At 73.3% G+C, this 22146-nt stretch carries 20 protein-coding genes and 3 tRNA genes; 18 read left to right on the top strand and 5 right to left on the bottom strand.

Features of this window, described 5'->3' with window-relative positions:
* Window positions 1-53 precede the first annotated feature (53 nt).
* The 7 genes from gltX to G7063_RS09955 all read left to right on the top strand — a co-directional run bounded on the left by gltX (window position 54) and on the right by G7063_RS09955 (window position 4936).
* Complete coding sequence (gene gltX, locus G7063_RS09985; protein ID WP_166414259.1) at window positions 54-1673, top strand: glutamate--tRNA ligase; 1620 nt, start codon at window positions 54-56, stop codon at window positions 1671-1673.
* Entirely contained in the window at window positions 1670-2506 is an 837-nt protein-coding gene (locus G7063_RS09980) for an HAD family hydrolase (protein ID WP_240916028.1), read from the top strand. Before gltX ends, G7063_RS09980 begins: the two co-directional genes overlap by 4 nt.
* 183 nt (window positions 2507-2689) lie before the next feature.
* Window positions 2690-2761: transfer RNA gene (locus G7063_RS09975), tRNA-Gln, on the top strand.
* Between the two features lie 97 nt (window positions 2762-2858).
* Window positions 2859-2931, top strand: a tRNA-Glu gene (locus G7063_RS09970).
* Between the two features lie 206 nt (window positions 2932-3137).
* Window positions 3138-3761, top strand: coding sequence for a DUF3592 domain-containing protein (locus G7063_RS09965; RefSeq protein ID WP_166414258.1), 624 nt, complete (start codon window positions 3138-3140; stop codon window positions 3759-3761).
* Window positions 3762-3910: 149 nt separating this feature from the next.
* Window positions 3911-3983, top strand: a tRNA-Glu gene (locus G7063_RS09960).
* A 119-nt stretch (window positions 3984-4102) separates the two neighbouring features.
* Window positions 4103-4936 (top strand): RNA methyltransferase, encoded by an 834-nt coding sequence (locus tag G7063_RS09955; protein ID WP_166414257.1) that lies wholly within the window; start codon window positions 4103-4105, stop codon window positions 4934-4936.
* A gap of 80 nt (window positions 4937-5016) precedes the next feature.
* Here G7063_RS09955 and G7063_RS09950 read toward each other — a convergent pair whose 3' ends face one another.
* Window positions 5017-5736: an IclR family transcriptional regulator gene (locus G7063_RS09950; RefSeq protein ID WP_102507833.1), complete on the bottom strand. Its 720-nt coding sequence runs from the start codon at window positions 5734-5736 to the stop codon at window positions 5017-5019.
* A gap of 112 nt (window positions 5737-5848) precedes the next feature.
* On the opposite strand from G7063_RS09950, the gene leuC reads away from it, so the two are divergent.
* From leuC to G7063_RS15135, 6 genes are all read left to right on the top strand, one after another.
* Complete coding sequence (gene leuC, locus G7063_RS09945; RefSeq protein ID WP_166414256.1) at window positions 5849-7330, top strand: 3-isopropylmalate dehydratase large subunit; 1482 nt, start codon at window positions 5849-5851, stop codon at window positions 7328-7330.
* A gap of 41 nt (window positions 7331-7371) precedes the next feature.
* Entirely contained in the window at window positions 7372-8013 is a 642-nt protein-coding gene (leuD, locus tag G7063_RS09940; protein WP_166414255.1) for a 3-isopropylmalate dehydratase small subunit, read from the top strand.
* 225 nt (window positions 8014-8238) lie between these two features.
* The gene (murA, locus tag G7063_RS09935; protein ID WP_166414254.1) at window positions 8239-9555 is read left to right on the top strand and encodes a UDP-N-acetylglucosamine 1-carboxyvinyltransferase; all 1317 of its coding nucleotides are present in this window, start codon (window positions 8239-8241) and stop codon (window positions 9553-9555) included.
* A gap of 118 nt (window positions 9556-9673) precedes the next feature.
* Window positions 9674-10615 carry a lysophospholipid acyltransferase family protein gene (locus tag G7063_RS09930; RefSeq protein ID WP_370520702.1) on the top strand — a complete coding sequence of 314 codons (942 nt, stop codon included), beginning with the start codon at window positions 9674-9676 and terminating at the stop codon, window positions 10613-10615.
* Window positions 10612-11661, top strand: a complete 1050-nt coding sequence (locus tag G7063_RS09925; RefSeq protein ID WP_166414253.1) for an NAD(P)H-dependent glycerol-3-phosphate dehydrogenase — start codon at window positions 10612-10614, stop codon at window positions 11659-11661. The genes G7063_RS09930 and G7063_RS09925 overlap by 4 nt, the downstream gene beginning before the upstream one ends.
* 3 nt (window positions 11662-11664) lie before the next feature.
* Window positions 11665-12120 (top strand): DUF6191 domain-containing protein, encoded by a 456-nt coding sequence (locus G7063_RS15135; protein ID WP_206188137.1) that lies wholly within the window; start codon window positions 11665-11667, stop codon window positions 12118-12120.
* 6 nt (window positions 12121-12126) lie between these two features.
* Here G7063_RS15135 and G7063_RS09915 read toward each other — a convergent pair whose 3' ends face one another.
* On the bottom strand, window positions 12127-13287 hold the full coding sequence (locus G7063_RS09915; RefSeq protein ID WP_166414252.1) for a PLP-dependent aspartate aminotransferase family protein: 1161 nt from the start codon (window positions 13285-13287) through the stop codon (window positions 12127-12129).
* A gap of 86 nt (window positions 13288-13373) precedes the next feature.
* On the opposite strand from G7063_RS09915, the gene G7063_RS09910 reads away from it, so the two are divergent.
* A complete protein-coding gene (locus G7063_RS09910) occupies window positions 13374-14519 on the top strand; it encodes a D-alanine--D-alanine ligase family protein (RefSeq protein WP_240916027.1) in 1146 nt (381 codons plus the stop codon).
* Between the two features lie 84 nt (window positions 14520-14603).
* On the opposite strand, the gene G7063_RS09905 is transcribed toward G7063_RS09910, so the two are convergent.
* The gene (locus G7063_RS09905) at window positions 14604-15104 is read right to left on the bottom strand and encodes a DUF3515 family protein (protein ID WP_240916026.1); all 501 of its coding nucleotides are present in this window, start codon (window positions 15102-15104) and stop codon (window positions 14604-14606) included.
* Between the two features lie 39 nt (window positions 15105-15143).
* Between G7063_RS09905 and G7063_RS09900 the strand changes: the two genes are divergently transcribed.
* Window positions 15144-16181, top strand: coding sequence for a thiamine-phosphate kinase (locus G7063_RS09900; RefSeq protein ID WP_166414251.1), 1038 nt, complete (start codon window positions 15144-15146; stop codon window positions 16179-16181).
* 21 nt (window positions 16182-16202) lie between these two features.
* Here G7063_RS09900 and G7063_RS09895 read toward each other — a convergent pair whose 3' ends face one another.
* Together G7063_RS09895 and rpmB are read right to left on the bottom strand one after the other, a co-directional pair.
* Window positions 16203-16712, bottom strand: a complete 510-nt coding sequence (locus G7063_RS09895; protein ID WP_240916025.1) for a GNAT family N-acetyltransferase — start codon at window positions 16710-16712, stop codon at window positions 16203-16205.
* Between the two features lie 254 nt (window positions 16713-16966).
* The gene (rpmB, locus tag G7063_RS09890; protein WP_102507850.1) at window positions 16967-17158 is read right to left on the bottom strand and encodes a 50S ribosomal protein L28; all 192 of its coding nucleotides are present in this window, start codon (window positions 17156-17158) and stop codon (window positions 16967-16969) included.
* 344 nt (window positions 17159-17502) lie between these two features.
* Here rpmB and G7063_RS09885 point away from each other — a divergent pair, with 344 nt between their 5' ends.
* The 3 genes from G7063_RS09885 (at window position 17503) to rsmD (ending at window position 22107) form a co-directional block, all read left to right on the top strand.
* Window positions 17503-19068 (top strand): DAK2 domain-containing protein, encoded by a 1566-nt coding sequence (locus tag G7063_RS09885; RefSeq protein ID WP_166414249.1) that lies wholly within the window; start codon window positions 17503-17505, stop codon window positions 19066-19068.
* Window positions 19065-21353: an ATP-dependent DNA helicase RecG gene (locus tag G7063_RS09880; protein WP_240916024.1), complete on the top strand. Its 2289-nt coding sequence runs from the start codon at window positions 19065-19067 to the stop codon at window positions 21351-21353. The genes G7063_RS09885 and G7063_RS09880 overlap by 4 nt, the downstream gene beginning before the upstream one ends.
* Window positions 21354-21531: 178 nt before the next feature.
* Window positions 21532-22107 (top strand): 16S rRNA (guanine(966)-N(2))-methyltransferase RsmD, encoded by a 576-nt coding sequence (gene rsmD, locus G7063_RS09875; RefSeq protein ID WP_166414248.1) that lies wholly within the window; start codon window positions 21532-21534, stop codon window positions 22105-22107.
* Window positions 22108-22146: the final 39 nt, after the last annotated feature.

Here is a 22146-nt window from a genome sequence, read left to right as displayed (position 1 = left end):
CCCGCCGCTTCTTCCCAGGCCTCACCGCCACCAACTGGAACAAGGTGCACCTCGTGTCTGCAGTCCTGCCCACCGGCTCCGACGTCCGCGTCCGCTTCTGCCCCTCGCCGACGGGCACGCCGCACGTCGGCATGATCCGCACCGCCCTCTTCAACTGGGCGTACGCACGGCACGTCGGCGGCACGTTCGTCTTCCGCATCGAGGACACGGACGCTGCGCGTGACTCGGAGGAGAGCTACGCGCAGATCCTCGAGGCGCTGCGCTGGCTCGGGCTCGACTGGGACGAGGGCATCGACGTGGGCGGCCCGCACGGCCCGTACCGGCAGTCGCAGCGCAAGGACCTCTACGCGGACGTCGCTCGCCGTCTGCTCGAGGGCGGGTACGCGTACGAGTCGTTCTCGACGCCCGAGGAGATCGAGGCGCGCAACACCGCGGCCGGTCGGCCCGCGGCCATGGGCTACGACGGCTTCGACCGCGACCTCACGGACGAGCAGAAGGCCGCCTACCGCGCCGAGGGCCGCGAGCCCGTGCTGCGCCTGCGCATGCCCGACGAGGACGTGTCGTTCACCGACCTCGTGCGCGGCGAGATCACCTTCAAGGCCGGCACGGTGCCCGACTACGTCATCGTCCGTGCGAACGGCGACGCGCTCTACACGCTCGTCAACCCGGTCGACGACGCGCTCATGGAGATCACGCACGTGCTGCGCGGCGAGGACCTGCTGTCCTCGACGCCCCGCCAGGTCGTCCTCTACCGCGCGCTGCTCGAGCTCGGCGTCGCCAAGGTCCTCCCGGCCTTCGGCCACCTGCCGTACGTCATGGGGGAGGGCAACAAGAAGCTCTCGAAGCGCGACCCGGAGTCGAACCTCTTCCTCCACCGCGACCGCGGCTTCACGCGCGAGGGCCTCGTCAACTACCTCGCGCTGCTCGGCTGGTCGATCGCCGCGGACCGGGACATCTTCTCGGTCGACGAGCTCACCCAGGCGTTCGACATCGCCGACGTCAACCCGAACCCGGCACGCTTCGACCTCAAGAAGGCCGAGGCGATCAACGCCGCGCACGTGCGCCTGCTCGAGCCCGCGGACTTCCGTGCGCGACTGGTGCCGTACCTCCACGGCGCGGGCCTCGTCGACGCGGACGCGTACGACGCGCTCCCCGACGCGCAGCGCGCGCTGCTCGACGCAGGTGCGCCGCTCGTCCAGGAGCGCATGACGCTTCTCGGCGAGGTTGCGGGCATGCTCGGCTTCCTCTTCGTCGGGGACGACGCGGTCGTGCTCGACGAGGACTCGATGTCGGCCCTCGTCGACAAGAACACGTTCAAGGGCGTCCTGCCAGGCGTCCAGGCTGAGCTCGCCCTGCCCGAGGGCGCGGCCCCCGGCACCGCGATGCAGCTGACCGACGCGTCGGTCGCCCAGGTGCGTGAGCGCCTGCGCGAGATGCTCGACCGCGCGCTCGAGGTGCTCGAGAGCGTCGCGTCGTTCGACCCGGAGACGACGCAGGATGCGCTCAAGGCCGCGCTCATCGAGGAGATGGGCGTCAAGCCGAAGTTCGCGTTCGCGCCCCTGCGTGTCGCGATCACGGGCCGCCGGGTCTCGCCGCCGCTCTTCGAGTCGATGGAGATCCTCGGCCGCGAGTCCTCGCTCGCGCGCGTGCGCGCGCTGCGGGCGGCGCTGTGACCGTCGGTCCCCGCGACCAGCAGCCGCCCCGCGCCGACGCCCTCGTGGCGCCGGCCGCGGGGCGTCCGCGCATCGCGGGCGTGCTGTTCGACGTCGACGACACGCTCGTCGACACGCGTGGCGCGTTCGCCGACGCGATGGCGGAGGTCGCGCGCGTCTACCTGCCGGACCTGCCGTCCGAGCGACGGGGCGAGGTCCTCGCCATGTGGCGGCGTGACGCGGGCGGCCACTACCGCGCGTACACACGGGGCGAGGAGTCGTTCCGAGCGCAGCGCTTCACGCGGGCGAACGAGCTCATGGCGGCGTTCGGCGGTCCCGTGCTCGACGACGCGGGCTTCGACGCGTGGGACGAGGTCTTCGAGTCGGCGTTCGCGGCGGCGTGGCGGGCGTTCCCGGAGTCGGCGGGAGCGGTCGACGCGCTGCTCGCCGCCGGCGTGCCCGTCGGCGCGCTGTCGAACGCTGCGACGGACTACCAGGTGCACAAGCTCGCGGCCGTCGGCCTGGGGGAGCGGGTGCCGATGCTCGTGGGCGTCGACGTCTTCGGCGTCGGCAAGCCCGACCCGCGCGTCTTCCTGGAGTCTGCGCGCAGGCTCGGAACGGACCCGGCCGAGACGCTCTACGTGGGCGACGAGCTCGACATCGACGCGGGCGGCGCCGTGCGCGCCGGGCTGCAGGGTGCGTGGCTCGACCGTCCTGGCGCGCGGCGTGGAGGAGCGCACCCGGAGGACCCCGAGGCGGCGCGTGCGGCCGGCATCGCGGTGATCTCGTCGCTCACGGACGTCCTCGCTCTCGTCGGCGTCGACGCGCCTGCTGCAGAGCCTGCGGGTCGCTGAGATCCCTGCGCAGGTCCCGGCGCCGTACCGGGGCCGCGAGCGGGCCGTGTGACCGTCCCGACGTCCTGAGGATTTTGGTGCTCGGCCGATCGTCGGGTAGTGTTCTTTCTCGGGACAACCCCTGGAAAACGGGTTGGCGGCCTCCTCGGAGGGCGTCGATGACGGACTGGTGGGTTACCCCCTTGGGGTATGGTGTAATTGGCAACACAACGGTTTCTGGTACCGTCATTCTAGGTTCGAGTCCTGGTACCCCAGCTCAAGATCTTCGGATCGACGCGGCTCTCGCAGCCGCAAGATTCCGAGGATCTTGTTCCGTCAGGTGGAGTGTTCGCGCTCGTTCCTGACACGTCCTGCCCCCGTCGTCTAGCGGCCTAGGACGCCGCCCTCTCACGGCGGTAACACGGGTTCAAATCCCGTCGGGGGTACGTCTCGAAGGCCCGGTCATCATCGATGACCGGGCCTTCGTCGTGCCGGACGGGAGGAGGGCGAGGGGTGGGCGTGACGCGCTCCTGTCCTCGGACAGATCGCTGCATCCGAGATGTCGGTTCTGCTAGCGTGTCGGCACGTCTCCGGGAACGGGGCGATCGACGCCGACGCAGGGTCTACGGGCCTGCAGAACGTGAGGTCCTCCATGCAGTCGAAGCCGCCGCGCCGCCGCCGCCTGCTCTGGCGCTACCTGCTCGCGCTCGTCCCCGGGACGCTCGCGGTACCGCTGCTCGGAGTCGCCCTGCCGCTGTGGGGGTTCTTCGGGATGTCCGTGACGGCGCTGCCCTCCGAGTCGTGGACCCGGGTCACCGGCGTCGTCACGTCGCTCGAGCGCGGCACGCGCGACGCGGGCGAGGGGGCTCTCGTCCACGATCCCGCCGGGGAGGGCTGCCTGCTCACGTACGCGTTCGTCGACGGTGCCGGAACCGAACGCACAGCTTCCAGCGGGTGGGGCTACGAGAACTCCGAGTGGTGCGGGCTCGCGGTCGGCAGCCCCATCGATGTCGCGTACGACCCCGCGGACCCGTCGCACTCCCAGGAGGACGGTCGTGACGCGTGGGAAGCGTCGATGGCGGTCTTCGACCTCGTGTTCGCGGGGATCGCCGTCCTGTTCGCCCTCTCGGCCGTCGGGACGGTGCTCGTCGTCGTCGGACATGTCGGCAACCGTAGGTTCCGTGCAGCGGCCGGGGGTGGCGAACCGCCGGCGGACGGCTCCACGCCCGGTGCTCGCGAGGGCACATCCACGCCGCCGCCGAACGTCACGGTCTGACGGGTCCGCCCCCGGACGGCACCCCACGCGACGGAGCCCGGGTGTGACGACGGCCACGTCGGTCCAACTGGCGCGCGCGCCCGCCCTTTGTGTAATGTTCTCGACGGCGCAGAGAGCGGCCCCTTCGGGGGCGGCTCGAGCACCGTCCGGCCCCCGTCGTCTAGCGGCCTAGGACGCCGCCCTCTCACGGCGGTAACACGGGTTCAAATCCCGTCGGGGGTACGTCTCGAAAGGCCCGGTCATCATCGATGACCGGGCCTTTCGCGTGCGTGGCGGTAGCGTTGCTGCGCGAGACGTCGCGAGCCTGGGGCCGCGCCGACCGGCTCACCGTGGAGGACCACATGCCCGCGACCCAGCGGATCACGACCCGCAACGCGACGTTCCAGCTGTGGGAGGCGCTGCTCACCAACCGCCGCAAGCGCAACCAGCTCGGCGAGATGATCGTCCAGGGCGTCCGCCCCATCACGCTGGCCGTCGAGCACGGATGGTCCGTCCATGCCCTGCTCCACGACGAGAGCCGGCCCCTGTCAGGCTGGGCGCGCGACCTGCTCGCGTCGAGCGGCGCGACCCAGGTGGCGATGGCGCCCGAGCTCCTCGCAGAGCTGGGGGAGAAGACCGCCGACGTGCCCGAGCTCGTCGCGGTGGTCGGCCTGCCGGACGACGACCTCGGCCGGATCTCCGTCGGCCCGGACCTCCTGGGCGTGATGTTCGATCGCCCGACGACACCGGGGAACATCGGGAGCATCATCCGCTCGGCCGACGCGTTCGGCGCGCACGGTGTCATCGTCTCGGGCCATGCGGCCGACGTCTACGACCCGCGCGCGGTGCGTGCGACGACGGGCAGCCTCTTCGCCCTCCCCGCGGTCCGCGTGCCGGGTCCGGCCGAGGTCATGGCGTGGGTCGAGCAGGCACGGGTGGGCGGCGTCCCGGTGAAGCTTGTCGGTACGGACGAGCGCGGCGACGTCGACGTGTTCGACGCCGATCTCACGGGTCCGACGCTCCTGCTCGTCGGCAACGAGACGTCGGGCCTCTCGCACGCGTGGCGCGAGCTGTGCGACCTCACGGTGAGCATCCCCATGTCGGGGGCCGCGAGCTCGCTCAACGCGGCGAACGCCACGACAGCCGTGCTCTACGAGGCGGCGCGGCAGCGGATCGCGGCGGGTCGCAGGGGCTGACGGAGGAGCGTCGGCACCCCTGCCCGGACGTACCGAGGCCCGCCGAGCGGGTGCTCGACGGGCCTCGTGGCACGGGGTGGTCAGCTGGCGGCGCGCCGGAGGACCTCGGTGAGGCGGTTCGCGGCAGCGACGACAGATCCGGCGTGGAGGCGGCCGGGCTGGCGCGAGAGGCGCTCGACGGGTCCCGAGATCGAGACCGCAGCGACGACGCGCCCGGACGGGCCGCGCACGGGCGCGGACACCGAGGCGACACCGGCCTCGCGCTCCGAGACGGACTGCGCCCAGCCGCGGCGGCGGACGCCCGAGAGGATCGTCGCCGTGAACTTGGCGCCCTGGAGGCCGCGGTGGAGGCGGTCGGGCTCCTCCCACGCGAGAAGGATCTGCGCGGCGGAGCCGGCGAGCATCGTGAGGGTCGCGCCCACGGGGATCGAGTCGCGCAGGCCGACGGGCCGCTCGGCGGCCGCGACGCAGATGCGCTGGTCGCCCTGCCGTCGGTAGAGCTGCGCGCTCTCGCCCGTGTGGTCACGGAGGGCCGTGAGCACGGGGTTGGCGGCCGCGAGGAGGCGGTCCTCGCCTGCGGCGGTCGCGAGCTCGTTGAGCCGCGGGCCGAGGACGAAGCGCCCCTGCATGTCGCGGGCGACGAGACGGTGGTGCTCGAGGGCGACGGCCAGTCGATGTGCCGTCGGGCGGGCGAGATGGGTGGCTGCGACGAGCTGGGCGAGTGTCGCAGGACCAGCTTCGAGAGCACCGAGAACGGCGGCGGCCTTGTCGAGGACGCCGACTCCGCTAGAGTTGTCCATAGGACGATATTGCAGTCTCGGAGGCTGAGACGCAAGTGCGACGCACCGTGTGTCGTCGCGATTCTAGTCCCTGCCGCCGCTTCGCGGCAGTCTTTGACGAGAGGAACACTCCATGGCCGGCACGCTGGCAGAGAAGGTCTGGGACGCACACCTCGTGCGTCAGGGTGTCGATGGAGCGCCCGACCTCCTGTACATCGACCTCCACCTGCTCCACGAGGTGACGAGCCCCCAGGCCTTCGAGGGTCTCCGCCTCGCCGGGCGCAAGCTGCGCCGCACGGACCTCACGATCGCGACCGAGGACCACAACACGCCGACGCTCGACATCGACCTGCCGATCGCGGACCTCACGAGCCGCACGCAGATCGACACGCTGCGCAACAACGCCAAGGAGTTCGGCGTCCGCCTCCACTCCCTCGGCGACGCCGACCAGGGCATCGTCCACCAGGTGGGCCCGCAGCTCGGCCTCACCATGCCCGGCCTCACCGTCGTCTGCGGCGACTCGCACACCTCGACGCACGGGGCCTTCGGCGCCCTCGCGTTCGGCATCGGCACGTCCGAGGTCGAGCACGTCATGGCGACCCAGACCCTCCCGCTCGCCCCGTTCCGCACCATGGCGATCAACGTCGAGGGCGAGCTCCCCCCTGGCGCCACGTCGAAGGACATCATCCTCGCGATCATCGCGAAGATCGGCACCGGTGGCGGTCAGGGCTATGTGCTCGAGTACCGCGGGGAGGCCATCCGTACGCTCTCCATGGAGGCGCGGATGACGATCTGCAACATGTCGATCGAGGCCGGCGCCCGCGCCGGCATGATCGCCCCCGACCAGACGACCTTCGACTACCTCGAGGGCCGCCCCCACGCACCCGAGGGCGACGACTGGGACGCCGCGGTCGAGTACTGGAAGACGCTCCGCTCGGACGACGACGCCGTCTTCGACACCGAGGTCACCCTCCAGGCCTCCGACCTCGAGCCCTTCGTCACGTGGGGCACGAACCCCGGCCAGGGCCTGCCGATCTCGGCGACCGTCCCCGTCCCCGACCTCATCGCCGACGAGAACGACCGCGTCGCCGCCGAGCGCGCGATCGAGTACATGGGTCTCGTCCCCGGCGCCCCGCTGCGCGACCTCAAGATCGACACCGTCTTCATCGGCTCGTGCACCAACGGCCGCATCGAGGACCTCCGCTCGGTCGCCAAGGTGTTCAAGGGCAAGAAGAAGGCCGCGGACACCCGCGTCCTCGTCGTGCCCGCCTCCGCCCGCGTGCGCCTCCAGGCCGAGACCGAGGGGCTCGACCAGATCTTCCTCGACTTCGGAGCCGAGTGGCGCAACGCCGGCTGCTCGATGTGCCTCGGCATGAACCCCGACCAGCTCACCCCGGGGGAGCGCGCCGCCTCGACGTCGAACCGCAACTTCGAGGGCCGCCAGGGCAAGGGTGGGCGGACGCACCTCGTCTCGCCGCTCGTCGCCGCAGCGACCGCGATCCGCGGCACGCTCTCGTCGCTCTCCGACCTCGACCTGCCCGAGGGCACCGACCTCACGACCTTCGACGGCTCGCCGCTCGCGCCGCTCGACCCGAACGTCCTCGTTCAGGTCTGACGCCCGCACCGGTCACCGAAGCCACATCCAAGGAGCCTGTCATGGAGAAGTTCACCACCCACACCGGTGTCGGGGTGCCGCTGCGCCGCAGCAACGTCGACACCGACCAGATCATCCCCGCCGTCTACCTCAAGCGCGTGACCCGCACGGGCTTCGAGGACGCGCTCTTCGCCGCCTGGCGTGGCGACGAGTCCTTCGTCCTCAACCAGCCGGCGTACACGACGGGCTCCGTGCTCGTCGCGGGCCCCGACTTCGGCACCGGCTCGTCCCGCGAGCACGCCGTCTGGGCGCTCAAGGACTACGGCTTCAAGGCCGTCCTCGCCTCGCGCTTCGCTGACATCTTCCGCGGCAACTCGGGCAAGCAGGGTCTCCTCGCGGCGCAGGTCGCGCAGGAGGACATCGAGCTCCTGTGGAAGGTCCTCGAGAACGAGCCCGGCACCGAGGTGACGGTCGACCTCGTCGAGCGCACCGCGACCGCGGGCGACGTCGTCGTGCAGATCCACGTCGACGACTACACGCGCTGGCGTCTCATGGAGGGCCTCGACGACATCGGCCTCACCCTCCAGCACGAGGACGAGATCACGGCCTTCGAGGCGCGTCGTGAGGGCTGGCGCCCGAAGACGCTCCCCGCGAAGCACCTGCCCAAGCAGGACATCGTCGCCGCGCGTCCGATCGACGCCTGAGCGACCACGCACGACCCGACGCCGGGACGCCGCGATGCGGCGTCCCGGCGTCGTCGTCCGGGGAGCGCCACGAGGGAATACCGTGCGCGGCGCGGCGCGTTCGACCCTCGGAGAGCCCGATGCCGGCGACCTGACCCCGGGATCACCCCGCCCTCCCACGAAGTCCACACACCGCGCGCGGCGCATCTGGCCCCCTGGCCCCCAGCGATAGGCGACGATAGACACATGACCGATCTCATCCACGTCACCGGCGGCACCCCGCTCAACGGCAGAATCCGGGTCCGCGGGGCCAAGAACTTCGTCTCCAAGGCGATGGTCGCCTCGCTCCTCGGCGACGGGCCCAGCGAGCTGAGGAACGTCCCGCTCATCCGTGACGTCGAGATCGTCAAGGGCCTTCTCGAGCTGCACGGCGTCGTCGTCGACCACGACCGTGAGGGCGGCGTCCTGCGCATGGACTCGACGGCGGTCGAGTCGGCGCACGTCGCGGACATCGACGCGCACGCGGGCTCGAGCCGCATCCCAATCCTCCTGTGCGGACCCCTCCTGCACCGCCTCGGCGAGGCGTTCATCCCCGATCTCGGTGGCTGCCACATCGGCGACCGGCCGATCAACTACCACCTCGACATCCTGCGCCAGTTCGGCGCGGTCGTGGACAAGCGTCCCCAGGGCATCCACCTCACGGCACCCAACGGCCTGCGCGGCACGAAGATCGAGCTGCCCTACCCGTCGGTCGGCGCGACCGAGCAGCTCCTCCTCACGGCCGTGCGTGCCGAGGGCGTCACGGAGCTCGCGAACGCTGCGATCGAGCCCGAGATCATGGACCTCATCAACGTCCTGCAGAAGATGGGCGCGATCATCTCGGTCGACACCGACCGCGTCATCCGCATCGAGGGCGTCAAGCGCCTCGGTGGATTCCGTCACACCGCGCTCGGCGACCGCATCGAGGCGGCATCGTGGGCCTCGGCGGCGCTCGCGACGCGTGGCGACATCTTCGTCGAGGGCGCGACCCAGCCCGAGATGATCGCGTTCCTCAACACGTTCCGGAAGGTCGGCGGCGAGTTCGAGGTCGAGGACGACGGCATCCGCTTCTACCACCCGGGCGGCGAGCTCCGGTCGATCGTCCTCGAGACGGATGTGCACCCGGGCTTCATGACCGACTGGCAGCAGCCGCTCGTCGTCGCCCTCACGCAGGCCACGGGCCTCTCGATCGTCCACGAGACGGTCTACGAGAACCGTTTCGGCTTCACCGAGGCGCTGCGCGGCATGGGTGCGACGATCCAGGTGTACCGCGAGTGCCTCGGCGGCCTGCAGTGCCGCTTCGGGCAGCGCAACTTCCACCACTCGGCCGTCATCTCGGGCCCGACCCCCCTCGAGGCCGGCGAGATCACCGTCCCGGACCTTCGCGGCGGCTTCTCGCACCTCATCGCGGCGCTCGCCGCGAAGGGCACGTCGACCGTCCACGGGATCGGCCTCATCGATCGTGGCTACGAGAACTTCACGGAGAAGCTCACCGCCCTCGGCGCGGACTTCGAGCGCCCCTGACCTCGGGCGCTCCTCACGACGTGAGCGCCGGGCCACCGGACTGTACGACGACGACCCCGGTCCTGGCACCTGCCGCGACCGGGGTCGCTTCGTCCCCGCGCCGGTAGGATGTGGTCCCGTGCCGAAGCATCCAGCCAGCGCCAACCGCGCCTACCGCAACGTCGCACGGTTCGTGCGCCCCCTCATGCGCTCGATGACGCGTCGGGACTGGCAGGGCCAGGAGCACCTGCCGACGACGGGAGGCTTCGTCGTCGCAGGCAACCACATGTCGAACATCGACCCGTTGACGTTCGCGCACTACGTCTACGACGCGGGGTTCGCCCCGCGGATCCTCGCGAAGGCGTCGCTGTTCGAGGTGCCCGTCCTGGGCGCGCTCCTGCGCGCGACGGGCCAGATCCCCGTCGAGCGCAACTCGACGCACGCGCACGACGCCCTCGGCCCCGGCATCGACTCGCTCCGCGCAGGACGTTGCGTCGCCGTCTTCCCCGAAGGCACGCTCACGCGCGACCCCGACCTGTGGCCCATGACCGCGAAGACGGGTGTCGCGCGGCTCGCGCTCGAGGCCCGCGTGCCCGTCATCCCCGTCGCGCAGTGGGGCATGCAGGACATCCTGCCGCGCTACTCCAAGCGCTTCCGGCCGTTCCCGCGCAAGCACGTCTCGGTGCACGCAGGCCCGCCCGTCGACCTCGACGACCTCTACGGCCGTCCGCTCGACACGGCGACGCTCCGCGAGGCCACCGAGCGCGTCATGGACGCGATCACGGCGATCCTCGCCGACATCCGCGGCGAGGAGCCGCCCGCGGTGCGCTACGACATGCGCGCGGCCCTGCGGGCCGCGCAGGCCGACCCGGCGAAGACCCCCGTGGGTCCGAGCCGCGGGACCCCGGCCGACGACCCGCGGTCGCGTCCGGAGACGTCAGACGAGACGATCGCCGCGACGCCCCCGACGGGCGAGGGTCTGACGGCAGGGAGCGCGAACGAGCCCCGAGCCGACGACCCCCGAGCTGACGAGCCCAGCGCGAACGAACCCGGCACGACGACGGCGGGTGACGACGCATGACGACCGACGCGAGCACGACCGCCGGCGCCGCGGCGGCCGAACGCCCCCTGCGCGCCACCGTCCTCGGCACGGGCGCCTGGGGCACGACGTTCGCCGTCGTCATGGCCGACGCAGGTTGTGACGTGCACATGTGGGGCCGCTCGCCCGAGGTCTGCGCGCAGATCACCCGCGACCACCGCAACTCCCGCAACCTCCCGGGCGTGCGCCTGCCCGAGCAGATCACGGCGACGACCGACGCCGCCGCCGCGCTCGAGGGCGCCGACCTCGTCGTCGTCGCGGTCCCGTCGCAGTCCGCGCGCGCGACCCTCGGCGCCCTGCGCGAGCACGTGCCCGCGGGTGCCGTCGCGGTCTCGCTCATGAAGGGCGTCGAGCTCGACACCGACCGGCGCATGAGCGAGGTCGTCGCCGAGGCGCTCGGGCTCCCGGCCCGGCAGGTCGTCGTCGTCTCGGGTCCCAACCTCGCGCGCGAGATCGCCGAGAAGCAGCCGACCGCGACCGTCGTCGCAGGCACCGACCCGGTCGCGACAGCGCTCGTCACGCGCGCCTGCACGAACACCTACTTCCGCCCGTACACGAACGCGGACGTCGTCGGCGTGGAGCTGTGCGGCGCCGTGAAGAACGTCATCGCGATCGCCGTCGGCATCGCGCAGGGCAAGGGCTTCGGGCTCAACACGACGGCGACCGTCATCACGCGCGGTCTCGTCGAGATCACGCGGCTCGGCCGCGCCCTCGGCGCGAACCCCGAGACGTTCCCGGGCCTCGCGGGCATGGGCGACCTCATGGCGACCTGCGCCTCGCCGCTCTCGCGCAACCACACGCTCGGCAAGCACATCGGCGAGGGCCTCACGCTCGAGGAGGCGATCGTCGCGACCGGCGGCACGGCTGAGGGTGTGAAGTCCTCGCGCTCGGTGCTCGAGCTCGCGCGCTCGCTCGGCGTCGACATGCCCATCACGCAGGCCGTCGCGGCCGTGCTCTACGAGGGCCTCGCGGTCGACGACATGGCGCGGGCCCTGCTCGCGCGGCCCCAGAAGGCCGAGGTGTCCTAGCGCGTGGAACCCTGGCTGCAGATCCTCGTCGCGTTCGGCGTCGTCGCGAGCATCCTCGTCGTCGTCGCCGCTCCGCGGCGTCGGGACGGCAGTGAACGGCGCAGCTCGACGGGCTCGGACGTCGCGTCGGGCATGCTCGGTGAGCTGCTCGAGATCTTCCAGCCGTCGCGGACGACGCTCACCGAGGAGCGCGAGCGCGTCCGCCACGACCGGCAGCAGGCGGGGTCGGCCGCTCCGCCGTTCGGAGTCGACCTCGACGCGGGCACCGCGGTGCTGCCTGGCTCGTCGTCCGCTTCGGCAGCACCGGAGGGCCGACCGGTCACAGGTACGGACGCCGCAGAGGGTGCCGGCGGACGCGTCACCGACAGTGCTGTCGGACGCTCCGTCGAGAGCGCCGAGAGCGCCGAGAGCGCCGAGAGCGCCGAGAGCGCCGACAGCACGCCGTCGGACCGGGACTGACGCCTCTCAGCCCACCGCGACGCGCAGCGCCCGGTCGAGGTCGGCCCAGAGGTCCTCGACGTGCTCGATGCCGACGCTGAGGCGCAGCAGGTCCTCGGGCACGGTGACGGACTCCGTGCCGAAGCGTCGACGACGCTCGAGCGTGGACTCGACCCCGCCGAGGCTCGTCGCGGGCGTCCACACGCGCAGGGCCGCGACGACCGCGTCCGCGGCCTCCGGACCGCCGTGCGGACGGACACCGAGGATCGCGCCGTAGCCCGCCATGAGCCGCGTCGCGCGCTCGTGGCCGGGGTCCGTCGGGAGGCCGGGGTGCCGCACCTCGGCGACGGCCGGGTGCTCGGCGAGGCGTCGGGCGAGCTCGAGCGCGTTGGCCTGCGCGCGCTCGACGCGCAGCGCGAGCGTCCGCAGGCCACGCAGCGCGAGCCACACCTCGAACGGGCCGGCGATCGCGCCGTGCGACGTGCGGTAGGAGCGCAGGTGGTCGGCGAGGTGCTCGCTCCCGGCGAGAGCGACGCCGAGCACGACGTCGGAGTGCCCCGCGAGGTACTTCGTCGCGGAGTGCACGACGATGTCCGCGCCGTGCTCGAAGGGTCGCTGGACGAGCGGCGTCGCGAACGTCGAGTCGACCGCGACGAGCACGTGGCGCGCGTGGGCGGCCTCGACGAGAGCGGGGAGGTCCGCGACCTCGAGCATGGGGTTCGTCGGCGTCTCGACCCACAGCAGGTCGACGCCGTGGAGAGCCGCGACGACCGCGTCGGTGTCAGCGACGTCGACGCGACGCACGTCGATGCCGCGGTCGACCGCGAGCTGGTCGAGCAGCCCGAGCGTCGCCTGGTACGCGTGCCGCGGCACGACGACCGCGCCGCCGAGGGGCACGATCGCGAGCACCGCGGCGACCGCAGCCATGCCCGAGCCGAACACCGTCGCCCCGTGCTCCCCGCCCTCGAGGGCCGCGACGGCCTCCTCGAACGGCTCCCACGTCTCCGTGCCCATCCGCGTGTAGAGGCGCTCGCCGGGCTCGACAGTGCCCTGCGACACGTACGTCGAGGAGAGGACGACCGGCGGGTTGACCGGTGCGCCCTGGACGGGCGCTGGCCGGCCGGCGACGACCGCGAGCGTCGCGGGGTCGAGGGCGGGCGGGACGTCAGGGTGCGCGGGCGTCGTCATGTCCGCAGGGTACGCCCGCAGGTTGCCGCACGCAGGGAGCTTCCGCGACCGTCTCGTGGCCGTCCCCGACGGTAGGCTTGCCCGCGATGGACACGCACAGCACGACACACGCCACCGTCCCCGCAGGCCGCCCCCGCGTCATGATCCTCTTCGGAGGCCGCTCGGGCGAGCACGCCATCTCCTGCGCGACCGCCGCCGGAGTCCTGCGCGCGATCGACCGCGACCGCTGGGACCCGGTCCCCGTCGGCATCACGCGCGCAGGCCAGTGGGTCGTCGCGGCCGACGACCCGGCGGTCTGGGAGATCACCGACGGCCGCCTGCCGGAGGTCGAGGCGTCGCACGCCGACGTCGTCCTTCCCATGGCGACCCACGCGCGCGAGGTCCAGGTCCTCACGCCCGGCGAGGTGCCGACGGCGATCGGCGACGTCGACGTCGTCATGCCGCTCATCCACGGCCCCTTCGGCGAGGACGGCACGCTCCAGGGCATGCTCGAGATGTCCGACGTCCGCTACGTCGGCGCGGGGGTCCTCGCGTCGGCCGTCGGCATGGACAAGCACTACATGAAGGTCGTCTGCGAGTCCGAGGGGCTCGAGGTCGCGCCGTACGTCGTCGTCCGCCCGGGCACCTGGGAGTCCGACCGAGACAACCTGCTCGCCCGCATCGCTGAGCTCGGGCTGCCTCTCTTCGTCAAGCCCGCCCGCGCGGGCTCGAGCCTCGGCATCTCCAAGGTCGACGACCTTGCGGATCTCGACGCGGCGGTCGCCGCGGCACGCGAGCACGACCCCAAGGTGCTCGTCGAGCAGGGGGTCGTCGGGCGCGAGATCGAGTGTGCGGTCCTCGGCGGCCACGGCGGTGACCGTCCGCGCGCGTCGCTCCCCGGCGAGATCGTCGTGCGCGCCGACGACCGCGCGTTCTACGACTTCGAGGCGAAGTACCTCGGCGAGGGCGACGTCGAGCTCTCGTGCCCCGCAGACCTGCCCGCGCAGGTCGTCGCGGCCGTCCAGGACGTCGCGGTGCGCACGTTCGAGGCGCTCGGCTGCGAGGGTCTGTCGCGCGTCGACGTGTTCGTCACGCCCGACGAGCGCGTCGTCGTCAACGAGATCAACACGATGCCCGGCTTCACGCCGTTCTCGATGTACCCCCGGATGTGGCAGGAGTCGGGCCTCGGCTACGCCGAGCTCATCGACGAGCTGCTGACGCTCGCGCTCGAGCGGCCCACCGGGCTGCGCTGAGCGCTTCCTCCCGCGAGCGAGGCCCGTGCCGTTCGGCACGGGCCTCGCTGCGTGCGCGAAGGGGTCAGGTGCGGTGGCGGCTGGTCAGAGGCAGTGGCGCGTCTGGGGCGCGGCGGACACCGCGCGGTTGAGGTCGACGACCGACGAGCCGGACATCCCCGCAGGGATGCGCACCTCGGTGGTCGGCGTGCGGCCGTACGTCGTGAACACCCAGTCGCCCGTGCCGGGCTCCTCGACGACGATCCAGTCGACGCTCGCGCCCGTCGCGTCCGTGATCGCCTGGCACTGGTCGGCCGTCGGCGGCGGCGGCTCGACGCCGCAGCGCAGCGTGACCGCCGAGGACGTCGTGCCCCAGGCCGCGGCCGCCTGGGCAGAGGCCGTGATGCGCTCGAGGCTGCCCAGCCGGTCCGGCATCGCCAGGACGATCGACGCGCACACCGGGTCGGTCGCGTAGGGGCCGGCCGTGAGCGAGATCGACGGCGCGCACGCCGCGAGCGGCGCGGCGAGCATCGCGACAGCGAACGTGGCGCCGAACGCGCGGCGGCGCGCGGAGGGACGGGACGACGAGCGGACGGGGAGGGGCACGGCTCCACGCTACCCGTCCGGCACCGTTAGGTTGGGCCCGTGACACGTGCGACGCCCCACGCCCCGGACCCCGTTGACGACACTCTCGTCGGCGACCTCTCGGAGTCCGAGCTCCTCGCGCGCTTCGTCCCGCTGCTCGGCTCTCCCGCGGCGACGCTCGTCGGCCCGGGCGACGACTGCGCCGTCCTCGCCGCGCCCGACGGTCGCGTCGTCGTGAGCACGGACGTCCTCGTCGAGGACGTCCACTTCCGGCACGCATGGTCGAGCGCCCGCGACGTCGGACGCCGCGCGGCCGCCCAGAACCTCGCCGACGCCGCGGCCGTCGGCGCCGTGCCGACGGGTCTCGTCGTCTCGCTCGTCCTGCCTGGATCGCTCCCGGCGCGGTGGGTCGAGGACCTCGCTCGAGGGCTCGACGACGCGTGCCGGCCCTGGGGCGCGGGCGTCGTCGGCGGGGACCTCGCGGGCGGCCCGCTCGTCGTCCTCGCCGTGACCGTCCTCGGCGATCTCGAGGGGCGAGCGCCCGTGCTGCGCTCGGGGGCTCGCCCGGGCGACGTCGTCGCTCACGCGGGCGTGCGCGGGCGCTCGGCCGCGGGCTACGCGCTGCTCGCGGCGGGTCGTGCGGACGACGACGCCGTCCCCGTCGACCTGCGGACCCTCGTGCTCGAGGCATTCCGGGCGCCGTCCCCGCCTGTTCCGGCGGGTCGGGCGGCGGCCCTCGCGGGGGCGACGGCGATGCTCGACGTCTCCGACGGGCTGCTGCGCGACGCCGGGCGGATCGCCGCGGCGAGCGGTGTGCAGCTTGCGCTCGACGATCCTGCCGACGTGCTGGCCGACGAGCTCGCGCTGCTCGCGCCGGTCGCAGGTGCCCTCGGGGCGGATGCGACCGACTGGGTGCTCACGGGTGGCGAGGACCACGGGCTGCTCGCGACGTTCCCGCAGGGTGTCGTGCTGCCCGACGGGTTCCGGGCGATCGGCCGGGTGGCTCAGGCTTCCGACGACGCGCCGCGCGTCACCGTCGGCGGGGTGGCCGCCGGTGCCGGGGGTGGCTGGGACCACTTCGGGGCGGACCGAGGCTGACCGGACGCCCGACGGGTGCGCTCAGGCACCCGTCCGGACGTAGCGGACCTCGGTGAGGTGCGTGCCGCCGAACTCCTCGAGCCGTTCGACGCCGTCCGGCGCGAGGCCGTGACGCTTGTAGAAGTGGCGGGCGCGGTCGTTGTCGGCGAACACCCACAGGGTGAGGCGGGCCGCCGCCGGGACCTCGGCGAGCAGAGTGCGCATGAGCTCGCGGGCCGCGCCCGTGCCCCAGGACTCGGGGGAGAGGTAGATGGCGTAGAGCTCGAGGTCGCCGTCGTCCGCATCCTCGTCCCGCGCCGGGCCGAGCGTCGCGAAGCCGATCGCGCGGTCCGCGACCTCCGCGACCCACGTGTGCACCGTGGTGTCGGCGAGGTTGTCGTGCCAACGCTGCTCGCGCGCGTCGACGTCGAGCGTCGCAAGGACCTCGTCCGGGACGATGCCCGCGTAGGCTCCCCGCCACGACGCGACGTGCACGCGGGCCACCGCCTGGGCGTCCTCGGTCGTCGCGGTCCGGATCGTCAGGGCGCTCATCTCCTCCACCATGTGTCAAGACTGCCACCGGGACGGTCATGGGTCTACCGGGGAGCGGCAAAGAACCCCTGTCGTTCACCACGGCGTGGTGAGAGAGCCGTCAAACTTCGACGTCACCCGCTCGGACGCACCTGCGCGCCGCGATGTTCCGGGACCTGGTCGGGCGAGCAACCTGGTCGGCGGGCGAGGGGCGTCGGGAACGACGAAGGCCCGCGTCCCTCGAGGGGAAGCGGGCCTTCGGTCGAGCCGTGGGCTCAGGCGGGGCGCTGGACCTTGCCGGCCTTGAGGCACGAGGTGCACACGTTCACGCGCTTGGGCGTGCCGTTGACGATCGCACGGATGCGCTGGATGTTCGGGTTCCAGCGGCGCTTGGTGCGCACGTGCGAGTGCGAGATGGAGTGCCCGAAGCTCGGACCCTTGGCGCAGACGTCGCAGTTGGCGGCCACTGTCTCTCCTGAAATAGTCGGTCGTGCAGGCCGCGAGGTAGCGGCCGAAGCATGAGGTCGGGGTGTTCCTGGACGTGACCCGTCCCTGCGAAGAGGGATGTGAGGCCTGCGTCGGGCGCACCGCCGAGCCCGGGTCGTCCCGGGCAACCTGAACAGCGTACCCGATCGCCCCCGCCACGCCCAAACATGACGGGGCGACGTGTCCTGTGGCGTGCGTCTCGCCGGTTGTCGGTGGTCCCGCGTACCGTGGACGCGACCTCACCGACGTGCCTGTCCGCGACGACCTGCGGCGTGATCGCCGTGGCATCGTGGAGGCGCCCGCACCCAGCCTAGGAGACTGCCCCGTGGAACCCCACCTCGACGCTGCCGCGGTCCGTCGTTGGGCCGATCTCGCGGTCGCGGCCCTCGAGGGCGCGCGGGAGCGGATCGACGCGGCCAACGTCTTCCCCGTCGCGGACTCGGACACGGGCACGAACATGCTGCTCACGCTCGCCGCCGCGCGGCGCGCGGTCGACGACGCGGAGGACGACGCCGTCGGCGCGCTCCACGACCTCGCGCGCGGGGCCCTGCTCGCGGCGCGCGGCAACTCCGGGATCATCCTCTCCGAGCTGCTCCGCGGGCTCGCGGTCGGTGCCGAGCGCGCCGTGGTCGCGGCGCGGTCCGGCGCGGGCAGTGACGGCAGATCAGGAGCCCGCGGCCTCGCGCTCGCTCTGCGGACCGGTGCCGACGCCGCGCGCGCCGCGGTCGCCCGCCCGGCACCGGGCACGATGCTCACGGCGGCCGACGCCGCGGCCGACGCCGCCGAGCGCGCGGTCGCCGCGGGAGCCGGCACGGCCGATGCCGCCACCGAGGCCGTCGCGGGTGCACGGCTCGCGGTGCTCGGCTCGCCCGACGAGCTCGACGTCCTCGCGCACCACGGCGTGCTCGACGCGGGGGCCTTCGGTCTCACGCTCGTCCTCGCGGCGCTGCGCGACGCGCTCGCCGTCCCGGGCGAGGGGCGCGCCTCCGCCGACCTGCCGGGGGTCGACCTCCCCGAGGATCTCGCCGCCGCCAGTGGCCGGCGCCCGACGGACGTCCCGCACCCGGGCCACGGCGTCACGGCGGGGGAGCCCGACGGTGCGTTCGAGGTCATGTACGTGGTCGAGGCCGACGCGGACGGCGGCGACCTCGCCGACGGGCTGCGCGCCCGCCTGCGCGCCGTCGGGGAGTCGGTCGTCGTCGTCGGCGGGGACGGCGTGTGGCAGGCCCACGTCCACACGGACGCCCCGTCGGACGCGCTCGGCGCCGCCGAGGGCGCGGGGCTGCGGCAGGTGTGCGTGCGCTCGCTCCTCGTGCCACCGGGCGACGTCGGCGTCGTCGCGGGCGTGCGCAGTCCTGGCCTGCTCGCTGACGCCGCCGGCACGGGAGCCGTCGTCCTCGCCCGCACCGACAGGCCGTGGACGCCCTCGGAACTCGTCCGCGTCCTCGAGGACACGGGCCGCGACCGCATCGTCACCGTCCTGCGGTCGGACTCGGTCGCGACCCTGCGCCGCTCGCTGCACCGCATGCCCGGCGTGAGCGTCGAGGCCGTCGTCGTGCCCGACGACCTCCACGTCGTCGCCGCGCTCACGGCGCGCGAGGAGTCGCTCGGCCGCCACGGCGACGAGGACCGTGCGCTCGAGGACATGCGCGCCGCGGTCGCGTCGCTGCGCTGGTGCGACCTCGACGTCCGCACGGACGACGTCACCGCGGGGCTCGCGAGCCTCGGCGAGGCCGGCGACGTCGGGCTCGCGATGGTCCTCGTCGGCGGCGACGTCCCGCAGGAGACCCTCATGACGTGCCGCACGCACCTCGGGAGCACGCTCGGCCTCGACGTCACCGAGCTCTTCTCGGGCCGCCACGACGCCGTCCTGCGCGTGGGCCTCCTGTGAACGACCTCGCGGTGCCCGCCGACGCCTCGGGGCTCGACGCGCTGCTCGAGCGCGTCCTCGGCAAACCGACGGCCAAGGGGCTCGCGACCCTCGGCCTCGCGACCGTCGGCGACCTGCTGCGCCACTACCCGCGCCGCTACGTCGAGCCGGGGGAGCGCACGAGCATCGCTGACCTCGAGGTCGGTGCGCACGTCACCGTCGTCGCACAGGTCGAGCGCGCGACCGTCCGCACCATGCGGGCGCGCTCGGGGGCGATCCTCGCCGTCGTCGTCTCGGACGGCGTCAACAGCCTCGACCTGTCGTTCTTCGCGCGGCACGCGGGCGCGCTGCGCCCGCACGAGTCGCGGCTCGTGCCGGGCCGTCTCGCGCAGTTCTCGGGCACCGTGAGCGAGTACCGCGGCACCCTGCAGCTCACGCACCCCGACTACGAGGTCATCGAGGACGTCGAGGGGCTCGACGAGATGCCGCCGACGCCCATCTACCCGGCGACCGCCCAGATGCCCTCGTGGAAGACGGCCCGCGCCGTGCACGCGGTCCTGCCCGCGCTCGTCGACGGCCTGCCCGAGCCCGTGCCCGTCGAGGTCCGCGCGCGCCGCGGTCTCATGCCCCTGCCCGAGGCGATCCGCACCGTGCACGCGCCCGCGAAGGTCGCCGACGCCTACCGGGCGCGCCGCACGCTGCGCTTCGAGGAGGCGCTCGTCCTGCAGACCGAGCTCGCACGTCGCCGGCACGCCGCGCTCGTGCTCTCCGCGACGCCGCGCCCGCGGCCCGAGGGCCCCTCGCTCGTCGCCGACCTCGACGCGCGTCTGCCCTTCGACCTCACCGCAGGCCAGGTCGCCGTCGGTGAGGAGATCGCCGCCGACCTCGCGCGCGCCCACCCCATGCAGCGGCTCCTGCAGGGCGACGTCGGCTCGGGCAAGACGCTCGTCGCGCTGCGCGCGATGCTCCAGGTCGTCGACGCCGGCGGCCAGGCCGTCCTGCTCGCGCCCACCGAGGTCCTCGCGCAGCAGCACCACCGCACGCTCACGGCGCTGCTCGGCCCGCTCGCCGAGGCCGGGATGCTCGGCGACCTCGGCCCGGACGGCGCCGAGCGCGCGACGCGCGTCGCGCTGCTCACGGGCTCCCTCGGCGCTGCCGCGACGCGCGAGGCGCTCCTCGACGCCGCGAGCGGCCGTGCGGGCATAGTCGTCGGCACCCACGCGCTGCTCTCCGAGAGGGTCCAGTTCGCCGACCTCGGTCTCGTCGTCGTCGACGAGCAGCACCGCTTCGGCGTCGAGCAGCGCGACGCGCTGCGCAGCCGGGGCGACGACGTTCCGCACATGCTCGTCATGACCGCGACCCCCATCCCACGCACGGTCGCGATGACCGTCTTCGGGGACCTCGAGGTCTCGACGCTCACCGAGGTGCCCGCGGGGCGCGCCGGCATCACGTCGCACGTCGTGTGGGCCGACCGGCCAGCCTGGGTGCAGCGCGTCTGGCAGGTCGTGCACGACCACGTCGCCGCAGGCGAGCGCGTGTTCGTCGTGTGCCCGCGCATCACGGGCGACGACGCGTCGTCCTCCGACGACGCCGACCTGCTCGACGACCTCGCCGCGCAGCTCGGCGGCGCCGCGCCCGGTGGTTCCGCGCACGGCGATTCCCCGCAGGGCGCGGGCGGGCCGACGCCTCCCGCGCGCCGCGCCGTCGAGGACGTCGTCCGCGAGCTCGAGGCCATGCCCGTCCTCGGCGGCGCCGCCGTCGGCACGCTCCACGGCCGCATGGCGTCGGAGGACCGCGACCGCGCGATGGCCGCGTTCCTCGAGGGACGCACGCAGATCCTCGTCGCGACGACCGTCATCGAGGTCGGCGTCGACGTTCCGCTCGCGACCGTCATGGTCATCCTCGACGCGGACGTCTTCGGCATCTCCCAGCTCCATCAGCTCCGCGGACGCGTCGGCCGCGGCACCCTGCCCGGCACGTGCTTCCTCGTGACGCGCGCCGAGGAGGGCTCGGACGCCGCCGAGCGGCTCACGCACCTCGCGGGCACGACCGACGGCTTCGAGCTCGCGCTGCTCGACCTCTCGGTGCGCCGCGAGGGCGACGTGCTCGGAGCGTCGCAGTCGGGCGGAGCCAGCTCGTTGCGGCTCCTGCGCGTCGTCAAGGACGCCGACCTCATCGCGGAGGCCCGCGAGGAGGCGACCGACCTCGTCGCCGCCGACCCGACGCTCGCCGAGTTCCCCGCGCTCGCGGCCGCGGTCGAGGCGCGCCTGCGCGACGTCGAGACGGCGTTCCTCGACCGCGGCTGACGGCCAGGTTGGCGGTAGGGCTGATTGCCCGGCTGACGGCTCGGCTGGCTGCCCGGCTGACGGCTCGGCTGGCTGCCCGGCCAGCGACCGCGGCCGGCAGCTCGGCGGGCAACCTCGACGAGGCGCGACTCCGACCCCAGCGACGCCGAGGAGCCCGCAGCGGCCCTAGGCTTGTCCCGTGACTCGGATCGTGGCCGGACGTGCCGGCGGACGCAGCCTCAAGGTGCCGCCCAAGGGCACGCGCCCGACGAGCGACCGGGTGCGCGAGGCCATGTTCTCGCGCCTCGAGCACTACGACGTCGTCGACGGGGCGCGCGTCCTCGACCTCTTCGCGGGCTCGGGCGCGCTCGGGCTCGAGGCCGCGAGCCGTGGCGCTGCGGCGGTGGTCCTCGTCGACGCATCGCGCCAGGCAGCCGACGTCTGCCGCGCGAACGCTGCGGCGACCGGCCTCACGGACATCGTCACGGTGGTCGCCGACCGCGCCGAGCGCGTCGTCGCGCACCCGCCCGCGCGGCCGTGGGACCTCGTCCTTCTCGACCCGCCGTACGACCTGCCCGAGGCGACCGTCGACGCGCTCCTCGAGGCGCTCGCCGTCGACGGGGCGCTCGCGCCCGGCGCCGTCGTCGTCGTGGAGCGGTCGAAGCGTACGTCGCCGCCCACGTGGCCCGCGGGCTGGAGCGAGGTCGCGCACAAGGACTACGGCGAGACGAGCGTCTGGTACGGCGGCCCCGACAGCGAGGACGCACCCGCCTGAGCCCGGAGCGCCCGCGCGCAGGCCCATGGTCTAGCGTGG

The sequence above is a fragment of the Sanguibacter sp. HDW7 genome, assembly GCF_011300875.1.
Classification (GTDB): domain Bacteria; phylum Actinomycetota; class Actinomycetes; order Actinomycetales; family Cellulomonadaceae; genus Flavimobilis.
Note: the sequence above shows the minus strand (reverse complement) of the source record. Positions and strands in the feature narration are given on the sequence as shown.

What these genes read in the sequence shown, in the direction of transcription:
- G7063_RS09915 (WP_166414252.1), bottom strand. Translation starts at nt 13,287, where the DNA reads ATGACGACGCCCGCGCACCCTGACGTCCCGCCCGCCCTCGACCCCGCG.
- G7063_RS09965 (WP_166414258.1), top strand. Translation starts at nt 3,138, where the DNA reads ATGCAGTCGAAGCCGCCGCGCCGCCGCCGCCTGCTCTGGCGCTACCTG.
- leuC (WP_166414256.1), top strand. Translation starts at nt 5,849, where the DNA reads ATGGCCGGCACGCTGGCAGAGAAGGTCTGGGACGCACACCTCGTGCGT.
- G7063_RS09895 (WP_240916025.1), bottom strand. Translation starts at nt 16,712, where the DNA reads ATGAGCGCCCTGACGATCCGGACCGCGACGACCGAGGACGCCCAGGCG.
- G7063_RS09925 (WP_166414253.1), top strand. Translation starts at nt 10,612, where the DNA reads ATGACGACCGACGCGAGCACGACCGCCGGCGCCGCGGCGGCCGAACGC.
- G7063_RS09955 (WP_166414257.1), top strand. Translation starts at nt 4,103, where the DNA reads ATGCCCGCGACCCAGCGGATCACGACCCGCAACGCGACGTTCCAGCTG.
- G7063_RS09950 (WP_102507833.1), bottom strand. Translation starts at nt 5,736, where the DNA reads ATGGACAACTCTAGCGGAGTCGGCGTCCTCGACAAGGCCGCCGCCGTT.
- leuD (WP_166414255.1), top strand. Translation starts at nt 7,372, where the DNA reads ATGGAGAAGTTCACCACCCACACCGGTGTCGGGGTGCCGCTGCGCCGC.
- murA (WP_166414254.1), top strand. Translation starts at nt 8,239, where the DNA reads ATGACCGATCTCATCCACGTCACCGGCGGCACCCCGCTCAACGGCAGA.
- G7063_RS09910 (WP_240916027.1), top strand. Translation starts at nt 13,374, where the DNA reads ATGGACACGCACAGCACGACACACGCCACCGTCCCCGCAGGCCGCCCC.